The 20,591-nt window shown below is 73.2% G+C and carries 16 protein-coding genes; 5 read left to right on the forward strand and 11 right to left on the reverse strand.

The features are described from left to right. Nucleotides 1-114: 114 nt before the first annotated feature. Both ACWEFJ_RS30950 and ACWEFJ_RS30955 read right to left on the reverse strand, forming a co-directional pair. Nucleotides 115-1,302 carry an acyl-CoA dehydrogenase family protein gene (locus tag ACWEFJ_RS30950; RefSeq protein ID WP_449715902.1) on the reverse strand — a complete coding sequence of 396 codons (1,188 nt, stop codon included), beginning with the start codon at nt 1,300-1,302 and terminating at the stop codon, nt 115-117. A gap of 45 nt (nt 1,303-1,347) precedes the next feature. Beyond that, complete coding sequence (locus tag ACWEFJ_RS30955; protein WP_449715903.1) at nt 1,348-2,679, reverse strand: FAD-dependent oxidoreductase; 1,332 nt, start codon at nt 2,677-2,679, stop codon at nt 1,348-1,350. A 289-nt stretch (nt 2,680-2,968) separates the two neighbouring features. On the opposite strand from ACWEFJ_RS30955, the gene ACWEFJ_RS30960 reads away from it, so the two are divergent. Beyond that, complete coding sequence (locus tag ACWEFJ_RS30960) at nt 2,969-4,213, forward strand: cytochrome P450 family protein (RefSeq protein WP_449715904.1); 1,245 nt, start codon at nt 2,969-2,971, stop codon at nt 4,211-4,213. Further along, entirely contained in the window at nt 4,206-5,402 is a 1,197-nt protein-coding gene (locus ACWEFJ_RS30965; protein WP_449715905.1) for an epoxide hydrolase family protein, read from the forward strand. The genes ACWEFJ_RS30960 and ACWEFJ_RS30965 overlap by 8 nt, the downstream gene beginning before the upstream one ends. A 66-nt stretch (nt 5,403-5,468) precedes the next feature. Here ACWEFJ_RS30965 and ACWEFJ_RS30970 read toward each other — a convergent pair whose 3' ends face one another. From ACWEFJ_RS30970 to ACWEFJ_RS31000, 7 genes are all read right to left on the reverse strand, one after another. Next, complete coding sequence (locus ACWEFJ_RS30970) at nt 5,469-5,888, reverse strand: SgcJ/EcaC family oxidoreductase (protein WP_378097844.1); 420 nt, start codon at nt 5,886-5,888, stop codon at nt 5,469-5,471. Nucleotides 5,889-6,151: 263 nt separating this feature from the next. After that, nucleotides 6,152-6,979 carry a glycosyltransferase family 8 protein gene (locus tag ACWEFJ_RS30975; protein WP_449715906.1) on the reverse strand — a complete coding sequence of 276 codons (828 nt, stop codon included), beginning with the start codon at nt 6,977-6,979 and terminating at the stop codon, nt 6,152-6,154. Nucleotides 6,980-7,270: 291 nt separating this feature from the next. Next, the gene (locus ACWEFJ_RS30980) at nt 7,271-8,464 is read right to left on the reverse strand and encodes an MFS transporter (RefSeq protein ID WP_378097650.1); all 1,194 of its coding nucleotides are present in this window, start codon (nt 8,462-8,464) and stop codon (nt 7,271-7,273) included. 121 nt (nt 8,465-8,585) lie between these two features. Further along, nucleotides 8,586-9,842 (reverse strand): RNA polymerase sigma factor, encoded by a 1,257-nt coding sequence (locus ACWEFJ_RS30985; protein WP_449715907.1) that lies wholly within the window; start codon nt 9,840-9,842, stop codon nt 8,586-8,588. A 16-nt stretch (nt 9,843-9,858) separates the two neighbouring features. After that, on the reverse strand, nt 9,859-10,224 hold the full coding sequence (locus ACWEFJ_RS30990; RefSeq protein WP_378097645.1) for a YciI family protein: 366 nt from the start codon (nt 10,222-10,224) through the stop codon (nt 9,859-9,861). 37 nt (nt 10,225-10,261) lie between these two features. Further along, the gene (locus ACWEFJ_RS30995; protein ID WP_449715908.1) at nt 10,262-11,878 is read right to left on the reverse strand and encodes a GMC family oxidoreductase; all 1,617 of its coding nucleotides are present in this window, start codon (nt 11,876-11,878) and stop codon (nt 10,262-10,264) included. Beyond that, nucleotides 11,875-13,239 (reverse strand): aminotransferase family protein, encoded by a 1,365-nt coding sequence (locus ACWEFJ_RS31000; RefSeq protein ID WP_449715909.1) that lies wholly within the window; start codon nt 13,237-13,239, stop codon nt 11,875-11,877. Before ACWEFJ_RS31000 ends, ACWEFJ_RS30995 begins: the two co-directional genes overlap by 4 nt. 216 nt (nt 13,240-13,455) lie before the next feature. Between ACWEFJ_RS31000 and ACWEFJ_RS31005 the strand changes: the two genes are divergently transcribed. Then, nucleotides 13,456-14,931: an NAD(P)/FAD-dependent oxidoreductase gene (locus ACWEFJ_RS31005; protein WP_449715910.1), complete on the forward strand. Its 1,476-nt coding sequence runs from the start codon at nt 13,456-13,458 to the stop codon at nt 14,929-14,931. Nucleotides 14,932-15,189: 258 nt separating this feature from the next. On the opposite strand, the gene ACWEFJ_RS31010 is transcribed toward ACWEFJ_RS31005, so the two are convergent. Both ACWEFJ_RS31010 and ACWEFJ_RS31015 read right to left on the reverse strand, forming a co-directional pair. Then, nucleotides 15,190-16,419 (reverse strand): glycosyltransferase, encoded by a 1,230-nt coding sequence (locus tag ACWEFJ_RS31010; RefSeq protein ID WP_449715911.1) that lies wholly within the window; start codon nt 16,417-16,419, stop codon nt 15,190-15,192. A gap of 15 nt (nt 16,420-16,434) precedes the next feature. Then, entirely contained in the window at nt 16,435-17,406 is a 972-nt protein-coding gene (locus tag ACWEFJ_RS31015; RefSeq protein WP_449715912.1) for a zinc-binding dehydrogenase, read from the reverse strand. A 422-nt stretch (nt 17,407-17,828) separates the two neighbouring features. Between ACWEFJ_RS31015 and ACWEFJ_RS31020 the strand changes: the two genes are divergently transcribed. Both ACWEFJ_RS31020 and ACWEFJ_RS31025 read left to right on the forward strand, forming a co-directional pair. Beyond that, nucleotides 17,829-19,298: an MFS transporter gene (locus ACWEFJ_RS31020; RefSeq protein WP_378098214.1), complete on the forward strand. Its 1,470-nt coding sequence runs from the start codon at nt 17,829-17,831 to the stop codon at nt 19,296-19,298. Between the two features lie 369 nt (nt 19,299-19,667). Next, complete coding sequence (locus ACWEFJ_RS31025; protein WP_378093497.1) at nt 19,668-20,450, forward strand: TIGR03084 family metal-binding protein; 783 nt, start codon at nt 19,668-19,670, stop codon at nt 20,448-20,450. The last annotated feature ends 141 nt before the right edge of the window (nt 20,451-20,591 follow it).

The raw sequence follows: 20,591 nt of genomic DNA on the forward strand, positions 1-20,591 counted from the left end.
GCACAGGTGGCGCAGGTGCCCGAACCGCTCGGTGTCGCGGCGTTCCACCACCCCGGACGCACGACGGCGGCAGGGGGTGGGCGGTCTCCCGCCCACCCCCTGCCGCCGTGCCCGTCAGATGTACATCGAGTTGGGCTCCAGGCCGCAGAGCACCCGGCCGTACAGTTCGAGGTTGGTGTTCGGGTGCATCAGCGCGTGCAGGTTCAGCGTCTGGATGTCGCGGGAGATGCGCTGGATCGGCACGTCGGAGTAGACCGACGAGCCGCCGCTCGCCGTGCTGACGACGTCGACGGACTCCTTGACCAGGCCCAGCACCCGGCCGAGGGCGGCGCGGGCGGCGACCCGGTCCAGCACCGTCCACGGCTCCCCGGTGGCGGACTTCTCGTCCACGGTGGCGGCCAGCCGGGTGGCGTGGAACTCCGCCTCGTCGGCCTTCAGCGTCGCCTCGGCCAGTTGGAGGTGGGTCAGCGGGGCCTCCCGCTGGCTGGTGTAGTCGGTGTAGGTGATCTTGCGGCCGGGCAGCCGGTCGAGGAACGTCTCCAGGGCCGCCCTGGCCAGCCCCACGGCGCTGCCCGCGAACGCGACGCAGCCGGTGGCGATCATGGGGGCCCGGAAGATCGGCGAGTCGGCGTTGAGCACCGACGCGTACCGGCCCTGGAGGATCCCGACCATCGGCAGCACGCGGTCGCCCGGCACGAACACGCCGCGGGCCACGGTGGTGACGCTGCCGGTGCCGCGCAGGCCGGAGGTGTGCCAGTCGTCCACGATCTCCAGGTCCGACAGCGGGACCAGGGCCATGACCGGCCACTGCGCGCCGCCGTCCGGGGTCGGGGCCATGGCCAGCACGAGCTGCCACCGGCTGTGCAGCGCCCCGCTGATGAACTGCCACCGGCCGTCGACCACGATGCCGCCGTCGCGGGGCACGGCGGTGGCGGTCGGGCTCAGGACGCCGCACACCAGCGCGTCCGGGGTGGAGAACACCTCGTCCTGCACGTGGTCCGGGAACAACCCGGTGAGCCACGCGCAGGTGGACCACACCGCCGAGAGCCACGCGGCCGAGCCGTCACCGCGACCGATCTGGACCAGCGTCCGCAGCATCGTGCCCGCGTCCGCCTCCGCGCCGCCGTACCGCGTGGGCACCCGCATCCGGAAGACCCCGGCCTCCCCCAACGCGGCGAGCACGGCGTCGTGCTGGCGCCGGTTCTCGTCGGCCCACAACGCGTGCTCGCGCAGGAGCGGCGTCAGGGCCGACGTCCGGCCCTCGAGGTCGGTCGGGGGCAGGGTTTGCGTGGTCGATGTCATTGCACCCTCCGGGTTGCGCTGGGGATCGTCGTGCGAGGGGGTGGGTCACCGGGTTCGGGCCTGCCACAGGACTCGGGACAGCAGGGGCAGCCGCATCAGGGCGGTGGGCGGGTCGACGAGCCCGGCGACCCGCATGAAGGCCCGCGACACGTCGCTGTCCCTGGTCGCCGCGACCTGGAGCCGGGACATCAGCGCGTTGCCCATCCGGACCTTCAGCGTGCGGCGGCCCTCGACGCCGGGGAAACCCAGGTCGCCGCCCGCCGACATGTCCCACGGCGCGTCGATCGCCCGCGCCAGGTCGCGGAAGTACCGCCGGGCCGGGCTCGGCCCGCGCCCGAGGTGCTCGCGCAGCACGACCGCGCCGATCGCGGCCACGGACAGGCCCTGCGCGTAGATCGGGTTGAAGACGCACGCGGCGTCGCCCAGGGCGAGCAGGCCCTCCGGCAGCCGCGCCATCCTCTCGTACCGTCGGCGGACGCTGCTCGGGAAGCGGAAGGTGACCGGCGGGCCCATCGGCTCGGCGTGGCGCACCGACTCGAAGATCGACGGCACCGGCAGGGACCGGACGTAGGCCAGGAAGCCCTCCGGGTCGGTGGGCGGCCGGTCGCCGAGGATCCCGTTGAGGGACACCGAGTAGCGGTCGGGCAGCCGGGCGAACGTCGCGCCGCGCGGGTTTCCGGGCGTGGCCACGGAGATGATCGCGATGCCGTCGCCGATCGGGTCGTGCTCCAGCGGGCCGCGGAAGTCGCAGGTGGTGTAGGTGAGGTCCATCCGCACCTGCTCCTCTTCCACCTGCGGGTAGCCCATCTCCCGCAGCCACCGGGGTGTGCGGGAGCCGCGGCCGGTCGCGTCGACCGTCAGGTCGGCCGGGAGCCGCCGTGCCGGTTCGGACCCGTCGCGGTCCTGCACCAGGGCTCCGGTGACGCGGTCGCCGCCCGGCGCCGCGTCGAGCCCGACGACGTCGGTGTTCTCCAGGAACGTCACGTTGGACAGCTCGGCCACGCGGTCGCGCATCCGTTCCTCCAGCCGCCAGCGGCCGGCGGAGATGCACACCAGGTCGGTCTCCACCTTGCGGATGCCGCGGCCGTTGAAGTGCCAGCCGAGGCTGGTGCCGAAGTCGCGCGTCGGCACGCCGGTGTCGGCCAGCTCCTTGGTGAAGCCGGGGAACAGCTCCTCCAGGATCTGCTGCCCGCGGGCCAGCAGGCCGTGGATGTGGTGCCCCTGCGGCACCGCGCGGCGCGGTCCCGTCACGCCGATCAGCCGGTCCCGGTCCACGACCGTCACCTCGCGGTAGAAGTCGGCGAGCACCCTGGCCGCGAACAGCCCCGCCACGCTGCCGCCCAGGACGACCGCCCGGTCCCCGATCCGATCCGTCATGTGGCCTCCCCAGGATGCGGGCTGGATACCAGGAGCGTTACAGCGCGCCACACCGGACGCACCTTCCAAAGTGCGCCATCACCGCCGGTCGATCCTCCTCGGTGGACGGTTCCGCACGCGACGGACGACCGCTTCGCCGCCCGCGACAGGTGCAGCACTCTGGAAGATCCGACGGGCCGCCCGCCGATCTACCGTGGGACGGATCGTTCGATCGGCGCCGGTCGGTCCCGGACTCCCGCGGCGCCCGTGCCGATCCCCCGGAGTTCACCCACAGGGAGGCTGTGTCCCCATGGCTGAAGCCCAATGCCCCTACGTCCTCGACACCCAGGGCGCCGACACCCACGGGGAGAGCGCCCGTCTCCGCGAGCAGGGCCCGATCGCCCTGGTCGAGCTGCCGGGCGGGGTGCGCGCCTGGTCGGTGCACGACTACGAACTGGCCAAGCAGATCCTGTTGGACGAGCGGTTCTCCAAGAACCCCAGGACGAGTTGGCCCGCCTACATCAACGGCGAGATCCCCCGCGACTGGCCGATGATCAGCTGGGTCGCGATGGACAACATGGCCACCCACGACGGGGCCGGCCACGCGCGCCTGCGGCGGTTGCTGCTCAAGGCGTTCACCACCAGCCGGGTCGAGGCGATGGCGCCGCACATCGACGTGATCGTCCAGGACCTGCTCGACGAGATCGGCGCCGGTGACCCGGACGAGGTGGTGGACCTCAAGTCCCGGTACTGCCAGGCGTTGCCCTCCCGGCTGATGTGCGAGCTGTTCGGCGTGCCCGAGGAGGCGCGGGCCGACGTGCTGCGCGGCGGGCACGTCAACGTGGACACCCGGATCACGCCCGAGGAGGCCGAGGCCAACGTCGACCAGTGGGAGAAGGCGATCGCCGACCTGGTCGCGTTCAAGCACGAGCACCCCGGCGACGACCTGACCAGCGCCCTGATCGCGGCCAAGGAGGAGGACGGCTCGCAGCTGACCGACTCCGAGCTGATCGGCACCCTGCACCTGATGCTGGGCGCCGGTTCCGAGACGATGGTCAACTCGCTGAACTACGCCATCATCGCCGTGCTGTCCGACCGGGACCTGCGCGACAAGGTGATGAGCGGCGAGGTGCGGTGGGAGGACGTGATGGAGGAGACGCTGCGCGTCGAGTGCCCCGTCGCCCACCTGCCCTTCCGGTTCGCCACCGAGCGGTTCGAGCTGGGCGGCGTGACGATCGAGCAGGGCGACCCGCTGATGATCGACTACGCGGCGATCGGCCGCGACCCCAAGCTGCACGGCGAGACCGCCGACGTCTTCGACGCGACGCGCGCCGACAAGACGCACCTGTCCTTCGGGCACGGCGTGCACTACTGCCTGGGCGTGCGGCTGGCCAAGGTGGCCACGCTGGCCATGCTGCCGGCGTTGTTCGAGCGCTACCCGGACATCGAGCTGACCGTCCCGCGCGACCGGTTGGAGCCGCAGGGCAGCTTCATCATGAACGGCCGCAAGGACTGCCCGGTCCGGCTGCGGGGTCGGGTGGCGGCGCATGTCTGACCACGTCCGCGCGACCGCCGGGGTTCCGGTGGAGCCGTTCCGGATCGACGTGCCGCAGTCCGACCTGGACGACCTGCGCGACCGGCTGGCCGCCACGCGCTGGCCGAGCGGGTTGCCCGACGTCGGGTGGGACCGCGGTGTGCCGCCGGGGTACCTCAGGGAGCTGGCCGACTACTGGCGCACCGGCTACGACTGGCGGGCGGCGGAGGCGCGGCTGAACGAGTTCCCGCAGTTCGTGACCGAGATCGACGGCACGAAGGTCCACTTCCTGCACGTGCGCTCCCCCGAGCCGGACGCCGTGCCGATGATCATCACGCACGGGTGGCCGGGGTCCGTCGCCGAGTTCCAGTCGGTGATCGGGCCGCTGACCGACCCCCGCGCGCACGGCGGCGACCCGCGTGACGCGTTCCACCTCGTCATCCCGTCCGTGCCCGGCTTCGGCCTGTCCGGACCGACGAGCGGGCCGGGGTGGGGCATCGGCCGGATCGCGGCCGCGTGGGCGGAGCTGATGCGCCGCCTCGGCTACGACCGGTACATCCCGCAGGGCGGCGACATCGGCGCCTGGATCAGCCTCACCCTGGCCGGGATGGACCTGCCGCACGTGCTGGGCGCGCACGTCAACTTCCTCATCACCGCTCCCCCGGCCGACCCGTCGGCGTTCGCGGGCCTCGGCCCGGTCGACCTCGAACGCCTGGGACTGCTCAAGTCCTTCGTGGACACCGGGTCGGCCTACATGGCGTTGCAGGCCACCAGGCCGCACACGTTGTCCTACGGGCTGACCGACTCGCCGGTCGGGCAGCTGGCCTGGATCGTCGAGAAGTTCCGCGAGTGGAGCGACTCGGCGAAGGTGCCCGAGGACGCGGTGGACCGCGACCAGCTCCTCACCAACGTCATGCTCTACTGGCTGACCGGGACCGCCGGCTCGTCCGCGCAGCTGTACTGCGAGATGGCCGACACCCTGCCGACCTCTCCGACGCCGCCGCCCGAGCAGCCGCCGTTGCCCGTGCCGCTGGGCGTGGCGGTCTTCCCCCGGGACTCGGCGCTGCCGGTCCGCAGCTTCGCCGACCGCGCGTTCCCGAACATCGTGCGGTGGAGCGAGCTGGACCGCGGCGGCCACTTCGCCGCGATGGAGGAACCGGACCTGTTCGTGGCCGAGTTGCGGGAGTTCCGCCGCGCCCTGCCGTCCTGACGGTCGGCGGGCGCACGCGAAGGGGGCGGGGACCAGCGGTCCCCGCCCCCGTGCCGTGACCGGCGGTCAGGAGGTCGGCGTGTCGCGCGGGCAGTTCTGGTACACCGCGAGCTTCCACTCGCCGTCCCGCTTGACGAGGATCCACGACGCCCGGATGGCGTTGGCCTCCGTCAGCTCCGTCTCCCCCGGCGGCAGCACGCCGCCCACGGTCAGCAGCGCGACCGCGCCGGGCGCCAGCGGCTTCAGGTCGATCGGCTGCCCGGTGACGGTCGTGCCCTTGTAGTGGCCCGCGTACGCGGCCGCCATGAACTCGCGGATCTCGGCGCGGCCCCTCTTGTAGACGCCGGGCAGGATCAGGGTCCCGTCCTCGAGGAACAGCTCGGCGAACGCGTCGGCGTCGTGCGCGGCCCACAGCTCGACCATGCGGGCGGGCACGGCCGCGATCAGCGCCTGCTCGTCGGCGACGGTACCTGGGGTGGTGGTCATGGACTTCTCGCTTTCAACGACGGCCCCGCACCGGCACGACGGGGACCTCGACGGATGGACGGGCGGGGCGGTCGCAGCGCGGGGATCCGGCCGTGGCCCGGGGCGGACCGCTCGATCACGCGCCCCCACGCCCTGTCGTGGCCCGCGGCGCTCGACCCCCACCATGGTCGCGCCCGGGGTGACGGCAGTGCATCTCGGAGGATGCTCGATAACGCCGCCCGTCCCGGTCCGGCCGCGCCCCCCGCGAGCGCGGCGATCCGGGGTCAGACCCGGCTCGCGATGGCGTCCTCGGCCTTGCGGCGGTACTCGTCGTACCGCGCCTTCCGCTCGTTGTCCGGGCAGTCGTCGTCCCACAGCTTCACCGGGCCGATCGAGTGGACCAGCCGCGCCCGCTCGATGCCGTCCGCCGTCGACGGGTCGATCTCCGCGAGCATGTGGTTCCACGTCTTCGGCAGCCGCAGCCAGCTCCCGTGCAGGGTGCGGTTCAACGCGTCCTGGTCGGTGAACCGGGCCTCGGCCGCGTGCCGCCTGACGTACTCGAAGCAACGCTCCGTGACGGCCCGGTCCCGCCAGGTCGGCAGGTCGATCAGCAGCACCCCGGCGTTGAAGTAGGGCGCGTCCGGGTCGAGGTCCGGGTACCCCGCCAGTCCGGGCAGCCCGCCCATGTCGGACAGCCTGCCCGCGTGCGCGTCCCGCACCGCGCCCAGGACGTTGCCCCGCAGGTCGAGGTCGAACAGCTCGCGCAGCGACCCGGCGCACAGGATGTCGCAGTCCAGGTACAGCAGGCGTTCGACGTGCCCGGGCAGCAGGCGCGGCAACAGCAGGCGCAGGTAGGTCGCCCTGCTGACGTAGCCGAACTCGTCGACCGTGGACACGGGCAGGTCGTCCAGCCGCACGTCCGGGTCGAGGATGGTGACCCGGGCCCGGTCCCCCACCTGCGACGTGACCCGGTCCCTCATCTCCGCCGTCACGTCGGGGGCCACCAGGAGCCAGAGGGCGACGTCGGGCGAGCGGTGGTGGTCGAGGACCGACTCGATGGCGGCGTGCGCGTGGCGCCCGTACGCCGAGTCGAAGGTGAAGGCGATGTCCATGCGGTACCTCAGATCATCGGCGAGGTGACGGTCTGTGATCGGACGGTAGCCGGCGCGAGGTGGGCGGGCATCTCTCAGGATGCGCTCCTGGCACGTCCGCCCCGCGCGGGTCGCGGCAGTCCGGCCGCGACCCGCGCGGGCGTCGACGTCCGTCACCGCGCCGGCGGGCCGTCCCGATCCACGCCGGGGCGGTGACGTCGAACAGGGACGGGACAACCGGGCGCGGGCTCCGTCACCGCGCCGGCGGCCGTGACCGCCGGCAGGGACCGGACAACCGGGCGCGGACGAGGGTCACGGGAGCACGTCGACGTCCGTCACCGCGCCGCTGCGCCGCCGGGCCAGGTCGACGGTCCGGGCCGCGGCCGCGACCCCGAGCAGGAACGGGATCATCAGCGCCAGCGTCCACGGCAGCCCGATGGAGTCGGCGATCCAGCCGATGACCGCCGGGCCGACCAGGATGCCGGAGTAGGTCATGGTGCTGAACCGCGACACCATGGCCGCCGCCCCGGCGTCGCTCCCGCCGGTGAGTTCGGCCCCGTAGTGGCCGACCGCGCCGAACAGCACGGGCAGCGCCAGGGACACGCCCAGGCCCACGATCCCGAACCCGGCGATGCCGAGCCACGGCGACGGGCTGAGCACCACGACCGCCATGCCGGCGGCCGCGGTGAGGCCGCTCCACCGCAGCAGGCGCGTCGCGGACACGCGGGCCTGGATCCGGTCGCCGACCAGGCGCGGCGTGGTCTGGCAGATGGCGAACGCGACGTAGGCCAGGCCGGCCAGGCCGAGCGACGCCTGCCGGTCCTCGTGCAGGAACACCCCGCTCCAGTCGGCGACCGCCACCTCGGCCGTCATCACCATGACGCCCATCGCCCCGAACACCAGCAACGTGCGGGTCCACCCGGTCCGCCACGAGGTCCACCGGCCGCCGAGCGACTCGGCCTTCTCCGGGCCCCGGTCGGCCCGGGTCGGCAGCAGGAACCGCCCGGCCACCAGGGCCGCGGGCACGAGCACCGCCGCCAGCAGCGTGAAGTGCTCGGTCCGGGACATGCCGACGTGGGCCGCGCCCGACCCGACCAGCGCCCCGATGATGGACCCGATGCTCCACGCGCCGTGGCAGCCGCTCATGATCCGCCGCTTCGACGCCCGTTCCACGGCGACCGCGTGCACGTTCATGCTGACGTCGAGGATGCCGTGGACCGCGCCGAACGCCATCTGCGCCACGGCCATCGCCAGGAACTCCGGCGCGAGGCCGATGCCGATGAGCAGCACGGGCAGCGCGGGCGCCGTGATCCACACGATCCGCCTGCCGCCGAACCGCGCGGTCAGCGCGCCGCTCATCTGCATGGCGAGGACCCCGGCCACGCCGAACAGCGCGCCGAGCAGCCCGAGCTGCCCGGCGGTGAGGTCGAGGTCCTGCTTGAGCGAGGGAGTACGCACCGCGAAGCTCGCGATCAGCAGCCCGTTGATCCCGAACACGGTGGTCACCGCCCACCGTGCCTGAACCGTCCTCGCGGTCGTCCGCTCCTCGTCCATCCGCCACCCCTCTGCCTGGTGCCGTTCGGCGCCCTCGTATAGACGACGAACGGGCAGCGCGCGGATCGACAGGTCAGTCGAGGTGGAGGGTGACCTCTTCGAGGCGGCGGGCCAGGAAGGCGCGTTCCACCTCGTTGTCGGTCATCGCCAGGGCCTCCTCGTAGGAGGTGGCGGCCTCCGCCCACCGCCCGAGCCGGCGCAGGAAGTCGGCGCGGGCCGCGCTCAGGTAGGCGTAGGTGCCCAGCGCGGGCTCGTCCAGCAGCGGCGCGAGCGCCGCGAGGCCCGCCTCGGGGCCGTCCCGGAACCCGATGGCGACCGCGCGGTTCAGCTCGACGACCGGCGACGGCCACAGGCGGCGCAGCACGCCGTAGAGGCCGACCACCTCGACCCAGTCGGTGTCCTCCCAGGTTGCCGCCTCGGTGTGCACCGCGGCGATCGCCGCCTGGACCGCGTACTTCGTCGGACCGCCCCGCCGCAGGGCCTCCGTCAGCAGCGTGGTGCCCTCCCGGATCTTGTCCGCGTCCCACCGCGTGCGGTCCTGCTCGGCCAGCAGGACCAGCCGCCCGTCGGCGGACAGCCGGCTGTCCCGGCGGGCGTCGGTGAGCAGCATCAACGCCAGCAGGCCGGTGATGTCGGTGTTGTCCGGCAGGAGCTGGTGCAGCGTGCGCGCGAGGTGGATCGCGCCGTCCGCCAGGTCCTCCCGCACGAGTTCCTTGCCGACCGGCGCGGCGTGGCCGGTGGTGAACACCAGGTGCACGACCTCCAGCACGGCGCCGACGCGTTCCGGCAGGTCGGCGCTCGACGGCACGCGGTACGGGATGCGGGCGCCGCTGATCTTCTTCTTCGCCCGCGTGATCCGCGCGGCCATGGCCGTCTCCTGGACCAGGAAGGCCCGGGCCACCTCGGTCGTGGACAGGCCGCACACCAGCCGCAGGGTCAGCGCCACCTGGGCGTCGCGGGACAGCGCCGGGTGGCAGCAGGTGAAGATCAGGCGCAACCGGTCGTCGTCGAACACCGACCGGTCCGGCCGGTCCTCCGGCCCCGGCACGACGTCGTCGGTGACCAGCAGCGGCAACGCCGAGCGCAGCACCGACTCCCGGCGGAGGATGTCCTTCGCGCGGTTGCGCGCCACGGTGGTCAGCCAGGCGCCCGGCTTGGCCGGCACGCCGTTCGCCGCCCAGTTCCGCAGCGCGTGGGCGTAGGCGTCCTGGGCGCACTCCTCGGCGAGGTCCAGGTCGCGCACCAGGCGCACCGTCGCGGCGAGCACCACTGCCCACTCGCGGCGGTGTGCCTGCGCGACGGCCTCCCGGACCTCGGCGTCGTCGGTCAAGCCGTGCCGTCCCGACTCAGCCGACCTCGACGATCGGCCGGATCTCGACCCCGCTGTGCGACACCGAGACCTCCGGCAGGAGCTTGGCGAGCCCGATCGCCGCGTCCAGGTCGGGCGCCTCGATCAGGTAGTAGCCGCCGAGCGCCTCCTTGGTCTCCAGGAACGGCCCGTCGGTGGTGGTCGGCTCGCCGGTCGCGCTGCCGCGCAGGCTCGTCGCCGTCGTCGTCGACATCAGCTCGTGACCACCGAGGATGGCGTCGCCGGCCGCGGCGGCGAACTTGCCGTGCGCCGCCTCGTTGTCCTTGCGCTCCTGCTCGGACATCGACTCCCAGATCTGCTCGTCGCCGTAGATCAGGACCAGGTACTTCGCCATCTCACGCATCCCATCGATCGCTTGGGGGCCGGTTCCGACCCTCTACCTACACGACGAACGAGTCGGCCGCGAATCGACGCCCGGCCGCCGCGTTCTCCTCCGAAGTCCGCGGCGCGAGGCCCCGCATCAGGTCCGCGGCGCGCTCGGCGACCGCCATGACCGGCGCGTTCGTGTTGCCCCGCACGAGCGTGGGCATCACCGACGCGTCCACCACCCGCAGGCCCTCGATCCCCCGCACCCGCAGGTCGGCGTCCACCACCGACCCCATCGCGCAGGTGCCGGCGGGGTGGAACAGGGTCTGCGTGTACCGCCGCACGAACGCCCGGACGTCGTCGTCGCCGTCCGACGCCGGCGTCTGGAGCGCCCGCTCGGTGTACGGGGCCAGCGCCTCCTGCCGCGCGATGTCCAGGCCGATCCGCACGGCGGCCACCATGGCGTCCAGGTCCGCCGGGTCCCGGTAGTAGTCGTGGCGGATGCGGGGCTTCGCGGTGGGGTCGCCCGACAGCAGCGTGACCGAGCCGCGGCTGCCGGTGTCGAGCAGGCACGGGCCGAACGACACGCCGTGCCCGGTCGGCGGGGACATCCCGTTGTCGACCAGCATCACCGGCAGGACGTGGAACTGCGCGTCCGGCGCGGACAACCCGGGCCGGGTGCGCACGAACCCGCCCGCCTCGGGGACGTTGGAGCTCAACGGCCCGCGCCGGTGCTCGGCGTACTCCCGCGCGTGCCGCGGGTCGCCCGCGGTGAACAGGCTGACCGGCTGCAAGTGCCCGTACACCAGGTTGACCGACGGGTGGTCCTGGAGGTTCCGGCCGACCTCCGGCTGGTCGAGCACGACCGGGATGCCCAGGCCCGCCAGCTCCGCCGCCGGGCCGACGCCGGAGAGCAGCAGCAGTTGCGGCGAGTTGTAGGCGCCTGCGCTGAGGACCACTTCCCGCTCCGCGCGGACCGCGACCTGCTCGTCCAGCCGCATGCCCACGACGCCCGTGGCGCGGTCGCCGGCGAAGGTGATCCGGTGCGCCTGGACGTTGGTCAGCACGGTCAGGTTGGGCCGGTCCAGCGCCGGGTGCAGGTAGGCGTTCGCGCTGCTCCACCGCTCGCCGTCACGCTGCGTGAGCTGGTAGAAGCCGAAGCCGTCCTGGCGGTCGGCGTTGAAGTCGTCGTTGCGGCCCAGGCCCGCCTCGACGGCGGCGTCCACGAAGGCCTGGCTGCTCGGGTTGTTCGAGCGGCTGTCCGACACCCGCAGCGGTCCGCCGACGCCGTGCCACGGGCCGGCGCCGCGTTCGTTGTCCTCCGCGCGCAGGAAGTACGGCAGCAGGTCCTCGAAGTCCCAGCCCGGCTGCCGCCACCCGTCGTAGTCCGACGGGTTGCCCCGGACGTAGATCATGCCGTTGAGGGCGCTGCTGCCGCCGACCACCCGGCCGCGGGGCAGGAACAGCCGCCGGCCGTTCAGCTCGGGCTCCTCGTGGCTGTCGTAGTCCCAGTCCAGCCGCGTGCGGAGCAGCCGGCCGCCGTGCGCCGGCACCCGGATGACCTCGTCGGTGTCCATGGTGCCCGCCTCGATGAGGCAGACGGTGACCTCGGGGTCCTCGGTCAGCCGCGAGGCGAGCACGCAGCCCGCGGAACCCGCGCCGACGATGACGTAGTCGTAGGACGCGCTCATGCCGCCACCCGCCCGTCGGCCCGCAGCAACGAGACGACCTCGACGAGGGCGTCGGCCGTGCGGCGGATCTGCGACCGCTCGACCACGAGCGCCGGGCAGACCACCACGTTGGGGCCGTACGCGCGCAGGATGATGCCGTGCACCTCCTGGAGGCGGGCCGACACCGCGTCGCCCATCACCGGCTCGCGGGTTTCCCGGTCCGCCACCAGCTCGATCGCCGCCATCGCGCCGACGACCCGGATGTCGCCGACCATCGGCAGCGCGGCGACCGGCGCCAGGTCCTCGCGCAACCAGCCCTCGATGACCTTGGCCCGCTCGACCAGGCCGTCCCGCTCCAGCACGTCCAGGTTCGCGAGCCCGACCGCGCACGCGGTGGGGTGCGCGGAGTACGTGTGCCCGTGGCCGAAGACCACGTCGGGGCCGGCGACGGTGTCCGCGACCGCGCTCCGCATCAGCACCGCGCCGAGCGGGAGGTACCCGCTGGTGAGGCCCTTGGCGGCGGTGATGAGGTCGGGCCGCATGCCGAGCGCGTCCGAGGCGAACCAGTGCCCCGACCGCCCGAACCCGGTCACGACCTCGTCGGCGATCAGCAGGATGCCGTGGCGGTCGAGCAGGTCGCGCACCCGCGGCCAGTAGTCGGCGGGCGGGACGTGCACGCCCGCACCCGCCATGACGGGCTCGCCGATCATGGCGGCCACCCGCCCGGGGCCGAGCCGCCCGATGGTCTCCTCCAGCTCCCGCAGGAGGAAGTCGGTGGGGTCGTCGGAGCCGTACAGCTCGGCGGCCCGGTACAGGTTCGGCGGCGTGACCTTCTCGACGTGCGGCAGGTTCGGGCCGACGCCCTCCTGCATGCCCGGGAACCCGGTCAGCGTGCCGCTGCCGTAGGTGGTGCCGTGGTAGCCGAAGTGCCGGGAGATGAACCAGGTGCGGTCCGGTTCGCCGCGGTGGCTGTGGTAGAGCCGGGCCACCTTCATCGCGGCCTCGACCGCGTCCGAGCCGCCGCTGGTGAAGTGCACGCGGTCGAAGCCCTCGGGGGCCAGCCCGACGAGCCGCGTGGCGAGCCGGACGGCCTTGTCGTTGGAGTAGCCGTAGAAGCCCGAGAAGAAGGCCAGCCGGGCGCTCTGCGCGGCGGCGGCCTCCACCAGCTCGGCCCGCCCGTGGCCGACCTGCGAGGCCCAGTTCCCGGCGCCGGCGATGTCGAGGTACTCCCGGCCGTGCGCGTCCCACACGCGGCAGCCGGAGCCGCGCACGATGACCAGCCGCTCGGGACTGCTCCCCGCCTGCTGCGGGTGGACGAGGTGGGCCCGGTCCAGGTCCTCCAGCGTGGTGGCCGACATCTCCGCCGTGGTGCCGCTTTCCATCTCTATCACCGCAAGCCCCGTCTCTGTCGGTGGGTCGTGGCGCGCTCAGGCCGATCCTAGGAACGGCGGGGCGCGCGGGGATCTCTGATCGTGCGGTCTTCGTCCGGGCACAACGGACGGACCGCGCGCCAAGGCCGCACAGACGAAGATGCCCTGCCGTGCCGGGGCCGTGATGCTGTGCACGGCAGCGCAACCTCGTACCGAACAGGGGAACCCATGACCACGCGTCAACCAGTGGACGTGCTCATCGTCGGCAACGGTGTCATCGGCCTGTCCATCGCGTACGAACTGGCCCGCCGGGCCGAGCGGTTGCGCGTCGTGGTCTGCGGGCCCGGCCACCGCACCGGCGCCGCGTCGGCGGCCGCGGGCGCCATGCTCAACACCTTCGGCGAGGTCACGAAGTACACGCTGCTGTCGTCGGCCGGGGAGGGCAAGTTCCAGCTCTGCCTGGACGCGCTCGACCGGTGGCCGTCCTGGATCGGGCGGCTGACGGCCGACTCGGCGGACCACGCGCTCGACCGCGCGTACGTGGCGGGCACGACGGTCATCTCGAACAGCATCTCGGGCCGGCTCGACGACGACAACTACGCGGCGTTCCGCGCGGCGCTGACCAAGTTCGCCGAACCGCACGAGGAAGTGGACCCGCGCGACGTGCCGGGCCTGAACCCGGTGCCGCAGGCCCGTCCCCTGCGGGCCGTGCACGTGCCGCGCGAGGGCGCGATCGACGCCCGCCGCGTGCTGGCCGCGCTGGAGTCGGCCACTGCGGCGCTCGGCGTCGAGCGGGAGGAGCGGGAGGTCGAGGCCGTCGTCGCCGCGGGCGACCGGGTCACCGGCGTGCGCCTGGCCGACGGGACCACCGTCCACGCCGGCACGGTCGTCGTGTCGACCGGCGCGTTCAGCGGCAAGCTGCTCGACGGGGTGCTGCCGCCCGGCGCGGTGCCGATGATGTTGGCGGGCAAGGGGATCGCCGCGCTGACCCGGCGCACGGAGGGCGGCGGGTTTTCCGGCGTGGTCCGCACGACCACGCGCGCGGGCGCGTGCGGGCTGCACGTCGTGCCGCTCGGTGACGGCGTGGAGTACCTGGGCGCGACGAACGCGTTGTACGAGCGGCCGCAGCGGCTGGCCGACCTCGGCCAGAGCGAGTTCCTCCTGCTGTGCGCGTACGAGCAGCTCGACCTGGCGATCTACAAGTCGGACATCGAGCGGTGGCTCGTCGGCAACCGTCCGGCCACTGTGGACGGCTACCCGCTGATCGGCCGGACCTCGTTGGCGGGTCTCGTGGTCGCCACCGGCACCTACCGCGACGGGTTCCACTGCTCGCCGGTGATCGCCGGGCTGGTGGCCGACGACGTGCTCGGCGAGGCCGCGATCGCCGACCGGCTGCCGATGTTCGCGCCGGAGCGGCCGCCGATCCGGTCGCTCACGCCGGAGGACTCGGTGGAGGAGTTCGCGATGCAGGCGGTGTCCGGCGGTTTCGAGGACGGGCTGCGCCTGCCGGCGGGCTACGGCGGCACGTCCGCTCTGGACGACCACTACCGCCGGGTGGCGCGGCGGTACTACGAGCGGTTCGACGCGCCCGTGTCCCTCACCATGGACGTCCTGCTGACCGCCGTGTTCTCGCCCGACCCGGACCAGCACCCCATCACGCGGTACCTGAAGGCGGCGCAGCGCCACCACGGCGTGCCGGCCTGACCGACGCGCGGCGCGCGGGCGGGAATCGGCCGCGCGCCACGCCGTCAACGACCTACCGGCCTTGCACGCCGCGCACGGCCGGGGGATCCCTCGGCCGTGCGCCACGTCAACGACCCATCGGCCTGACACGCGGTGCACGACCCGCGATCCCTCGGCCGCGCGCCGCGCCGCCAACGACCCACCGGCCCGACCCCGCACGCCGGGAACGGCCGAGGAGCGTTCCCCCGGCCGTTCAGCGCGTCCGGCGCGGCGACCCCGTCACGAAGTGGCGTCCACCACCCGCCGGCCGATCCGCTTGGCCTCCGCCAGCAGGTCGTCGTTCCACCGGTCCCTCAGCCCGCACAGCCGCGACGTGATCACGACGAGGTCCGCGCCCTGGTCCGGCAGCGGGGTCTCCAGCCCGATGGCGTGGTGGCCGGTGTGCCGGCCGTCCGCGAGCGCGCGGTCCAGCAGCTCGCGGTCGAAGTCCATCAGGACGGCGGGCGGGAGCGAGGCGGGCACCGAGCCGCCGGAGCCCAGCACCGCCACCACGCCGTCGACCGGGCCGGCCTCGGCGAGGGCGCGGGCGATCTCCTCCGACACGTCGACCGGCGCCCGGCCGCTCCAGTCGACCAGTTCGCCGTAGTACTCCTCCCACGGGAACAGCAGGGTCTCGGCGATCACCCGCACGCCGATCTCCACCTGGGGGTCGCGGTGCTTGGCGTGGAAGTGCCTCATGTTGTTCAGCAGGCTGGGGTCGAGCACGGACCAGTCGTGCTCGGTCGGCGTCTCGATGACCCACGCCTCGCGGTTGAGGTGGAACTCCACCCCGTCGCGGTACAGCCGGTAGGCCAGTTCGAGGTCCTCCGCGCCCCAGGTCACGAAGGACTCGTCGAAGCCGCCGACCGCCCAGAAGTCGGCGGCCGTGACGGAGCAGTTGATGGTGAACGTGAGGCTCCACGGCACGTGCCGGCGCTGGAGGTCGAAGTCGCACTTGACCAGCGACTCGTGGCGCACGTCGAAGAAGGCCGGGTCGTCGCCGTACCGCTCGACCACCTCCTCGGGCGTGGCCCGCTGGAGGAGGTCCACGAGTTCCATCATCGGGTCGTCCGGGTTGTAGCCATAGGCGTAGCCCAGCGAGACCCGGCGGGGGTTCGGCGCTCCGTGGGCGCGGAGGTGGTTCTCCAGGAACCGCGCCGGCGCGAGCGCGCCGGTGTCCAGGAACACCAGCACCGGCGCGGTGCTCATCCGGGCGCCGGCGTTGCGCGCCGCCCCGGCCCGAAAACCCAGGTCCTCCTGGTAGTGGTAGGAGATCCGCAGCGCGTCGGCGAACCCGTCCACCACGGCCTTGGTGTCGTCGGTGGAACCGTCGTCCGCCACGACGACCTCGAACTCCTCCGGCGGGATGCTCTGCCGGGTGAGTTCGGACAGCGTCCGCCGCAGCATCCCGCTCCGGTTGTACGTCGGGATCACCACGGAGATCCGCGGTGGCGAGCTGAATCGGGTCATGACGCCTCCCAGCGATCAGAAGCGGAGCAGCACCTTGGCGCGGTAGGCCCCCTTGAGCTGGGCCTGGACCGCCGGCACGAGGTTCTCCAGGCCGTCGATGACTGTCTCATGCAGGACGACCTCGCCGCTCGCGACCAGCCCGGGGAACTCCGCGGCGAAGCGGGGGAAGAGGTCCTGGTGGTCGTCGGTGGTGAACCCGCGCACGGTCAGCCGCCGTTCGACGACCAGGTGCATGTTCCCGATGGCCGGCTTGCGGCCGGTGCGCAGCTGCTCGGTCCACCCGCACAGGACGAGCCGCCCGTGCACGTTCATGGCCGAGATGGCCGCTTCGAGCTGCCAGCCGCCGACGTTGTCGTAGTACACGTCCACGCCGCCGAGGTCGGGCCAGCCGTCGTGGTAGTCGAACGCGTCGTCGAAACCCAGCTCCTTGACGACGAACTCCGCCTTGTCCGGCGAGCCGACGCTGCCGATGACCCGGCCGGCGCCGCGCACGCGGGCCAGCTGCCCGGCGACGCTGCCGACCGCGCCGGCCGCGCTGGAGACGACGACCGTGTCCCCCGGCCGGATCTCGACCTGGCTCAGCCCCACGTACGCCACCACGGCCGAGCTGAGGTGGTGCGACAGCGACGGGTACAGGTCGCGGTCCACCACCTCGAACTCGGCCGCGTCCGCCACCGCGTACTCGCGCCAGGCGAGGCGGTGCAGCACCACGTCGCCGGGCCGCAGGCCGGGCGCCGCCGACTCGACGACCTCGCCCAGGGCGTGACCCCACGGCGCCACGCCGAGGTCGTAGTCCGGCACCTCGGGGGGCTCGACGTCCTGCATCCGCATGAGCAGACCGGGGTCGATCGCCATGTAGAGGTTGCGGACCACCACCTCGCCGGGACGCGGGTCCGGCACCGGCACCTCCACCAGCTCGAGTTCGCCGGGCACCGGCAGCGTGCCCGGCGGACGGCTGATCAGGCGGATCTCACGGCTTGTCGTCATGTCGGGTCGCTCCTCCGGCCGCCGGCTTGTCCGTCCCCCGACCTCGGCCGAGGGCGGTTCACGGTAACCGCCTGCGCCGGCCCCGCAGATCTTTCAGGTTGCTCACTCGGCGGCGGCCCGTGCTCCCGCCGGGAACGCCGGCGGACCGTTCGGGACACCGCAGTCGCGCCGGGACGCGACGGGTCGCGCGATCAGCCGATCGGACGCCGGCGCTGGGCCGGGCACCGGGTCGGTCGCGGCGGAACGGACGCGTCCGGCGGCGCGCCGGGCGGTCCACCGTGGACAGCGCATTTTGGAAGGTGGCGACGGCGGGTTCCGGTGGCACGCTCCAAAACCTCCGAGCACCGGAGGCGGCGCTCGGCCGAATGCCCCCACCCGCAGAACGAGCAGGGCGCGAACCCTGTGACCGAGGAGGAGCCGGCATGGACTTGAAGCCGATCGAGAGCGGGGCGACGGACCCCGCGACGGGCAGGGACCCGCGGCGCTGGGCCGCTCTCGCCCTCCTGTGCGTCGCCAGCTTCATGATGATCCTGGACTCGCAGTTCGTGGTCCTGGCGCTGCCGTCCATCCAGTCGGCGTTGGAGATGTCGCCCGAGCAGGTGCAGTGGGTCATCACCGTCAACGCCATCACCTTCGGCGGCCTGCTCCTGCTCGGCGGCCGGATGGCCGACCTGATCGGCCGCCGCAAGGCGTTCATGATCGGCGTGGCCGGGTTCCTGCTGACCACGATGCTGTCCGGGCTGTCCTGGGACGCCGGCACCCTCGTCATCGCCCGCGCCCTGCACGGCGTGTCCTCCGCGCTGATGGTGCCCAGCGCGTTGTCGATCCTGATGAACACGTTCCAGGAGGGACCGGAGCGCAACCGGGCCATCGCGGCGTGGTCCGCGGTCGGCGGTGTGGGCGCGGTGGGCGGCCTGCTGGTGGGCGGCGTGCTCACCACGGAGCTGGGCTGGCAGTGGGCGTTCCTGGTCAACGTGCCCGTCGTGCTCTGCCTGCTGGTCGTGACGCCGTTCGTGCTGCGGGAGAGCCGTGACAGCGCGCAGCGGCGCACGTTCGACGTGGCCGGGGCGCTGACCGTCACCCTCGCGCTCGCCGCCCTGATCTACGCGACGGTGGACGGACCGGTCGCCGGGTGGGCCAGCGTGCGGACGATCGGCCTGTACGTGCTGGCGGCGGCGTTGATCGCGTTGTTCGTGGTGATCGAGTCGCGGTCCTCCGCGCCGCTGGTGCCGCTGCCGATCCTGCGCAAGCCCACCGTGCTGGTCGGCAACCTGCTGATGATGCTCGTCGCGGGCATCGTGTGGGGCGAGGGCCTGCTCATCTCCCTGCACACCCAGCAGGTGATGGGGTACTCGGCCTTCGAGTCCGGCCTGGTCAGCGCGGCCATGCCGGTCATGTCGGTCGCGGGCGCCTACGTCGGGCAGGCCATGGTCACCCGACGCGGCTTCAAGCTGCCCATGGCGGTGGGCGCGATCGGCCTCGGCGCCGCGTGCCTGCTGCTGACCCGGCTGCCGATCGGCGCGAACATCACCACGACCATCATCGTGCCGCTGGCCCTCTTCGGCCTGTGCCTGGGCATCGGGCACACCACGTCCAACATCGTCGCGCTGACCGATGTGGACGAGCCGGAGTCCGGTTTGGCGTCGGGCCTCATCTCGGCGGGGTTCCAGATCGGCGGCGCGATCGGCACCGCGATCGCCGCCACGGTCGCCGTGTCCGTCACGGCCGGTTCCACGGAGCCCGCCGACCTGGCCGCGGGCTTCGAGGCGGGTTTCGTCGCGTTGGCGATCATGGCCCTGCTCGCGCTGCTGCTCGCCTTCGCCCTGCCCGCCTACACCAGGCGGACGGGCAAGCGGCGCGCCGCCGCCGAGGCCCGTCCCGCGGCGGGCTGACCCCGCCGCCGGTTCGCCCCACCGCCGTGGCGGTGGGGCGTTCACCCGCACGCGGAGTCGGGCACGTCGATCCACCCGGCGGTGTCGGGCGATCGGCGTGCCCGTCCCGGTCGTGCCGCTCGGCCCGCCGCCGGGTCGCGGCACGCGCCCGTGCCTTGAGCGCCCGGCGCTCCTCCCGGCGCGGGGCAAGAGCACGTCACGATGACCGTGCCGCCGCCGGGTCGCGGCACGCGCCCGTGCCTTCCGCGGCCGGTGACTCCCCGGCACGGGCAAGAGCACGTCGAGATAAGACATCCACCGCCCGCTGCGGGATGCTCGACCAGGCGCGCTGGTGCGGGAAGTTCCCTTGCGAACGGGAGGAGCACGACCGTGGACGTGATCTCGGCACTGACTGCGACAGGTGACGACGTGGACCGGATGGTGGCCGACCTCGACCCCGGGAAGTGGTCGCTGCCCACCCCGGCCGTCGGGTGGACGATCAAGCACCAGATCGCGCACCTGACGACGATCTTCTCGCTGGCGGGCCTGTCGGCGGCCGACGGCGACCGGTTCACCGCGCTGCTGGCCACCCTGTCCGACGACTTCAACGCGAACGTCAACGCCGCCATGGCGCCGCACCTCACGCTCGACCCCGACGCGCTGTTCGCCCTCTGGCAGGAGACCAAGAGCCGGACCATCGACGCGCTGGCCGCCGTCCCCGCCGACCAGGTGGTGCCGTGGCTGGTCAACCCGCTGCCGCCCGCGATGCTGGCGAGCGCCGGGCTGATGGAGCTGTTCGGCCACGGGCAGGACATCGCGGACGCGCTCGGGATCACCCGCGAGTGGGACGACCGGGTCGGCTTCCTGGTCGCGTTCGCCGTGCGCACCAAGGACTTCGGCTACCTGGCGCGCGGCGAGCAGCCACCGACCGAGGAGTTCCGGTTCGAGATCACCGCCCCGTCGGGCAAGCGGTGGGACTTCGGCCCGGAGGACGCGACCCAGCGGATCAGCGGGCCGGCGGTGGACTTCTGCCTGCTGGTCACGCGGCGGCGGCACCACCGGGACCTGGCCGTCACCGCGTCCGGCGACCTGGCGACGCGCTGGTTGGAGATCGCGCAGGCGTACCGGGGTCCGGCGGGCGAGGGTCGCGCGCCCGGCCAGTTCGCCCACTAGCCGGGCAGGGAACCGCGATCACCCGCCCTGGTCCGCAGCCGGCACGAACCCGCCGTCACCGCCCCGGTCCGGCGCGTGGACGCCGACCGGGCGGTGGCGCGAACACCGGGCGGGCGACACCCCGGCGGCGACGGCACACCC

Source organism: Actinosynnema sp. NPDC004786 (assembly GCF_053601135.1).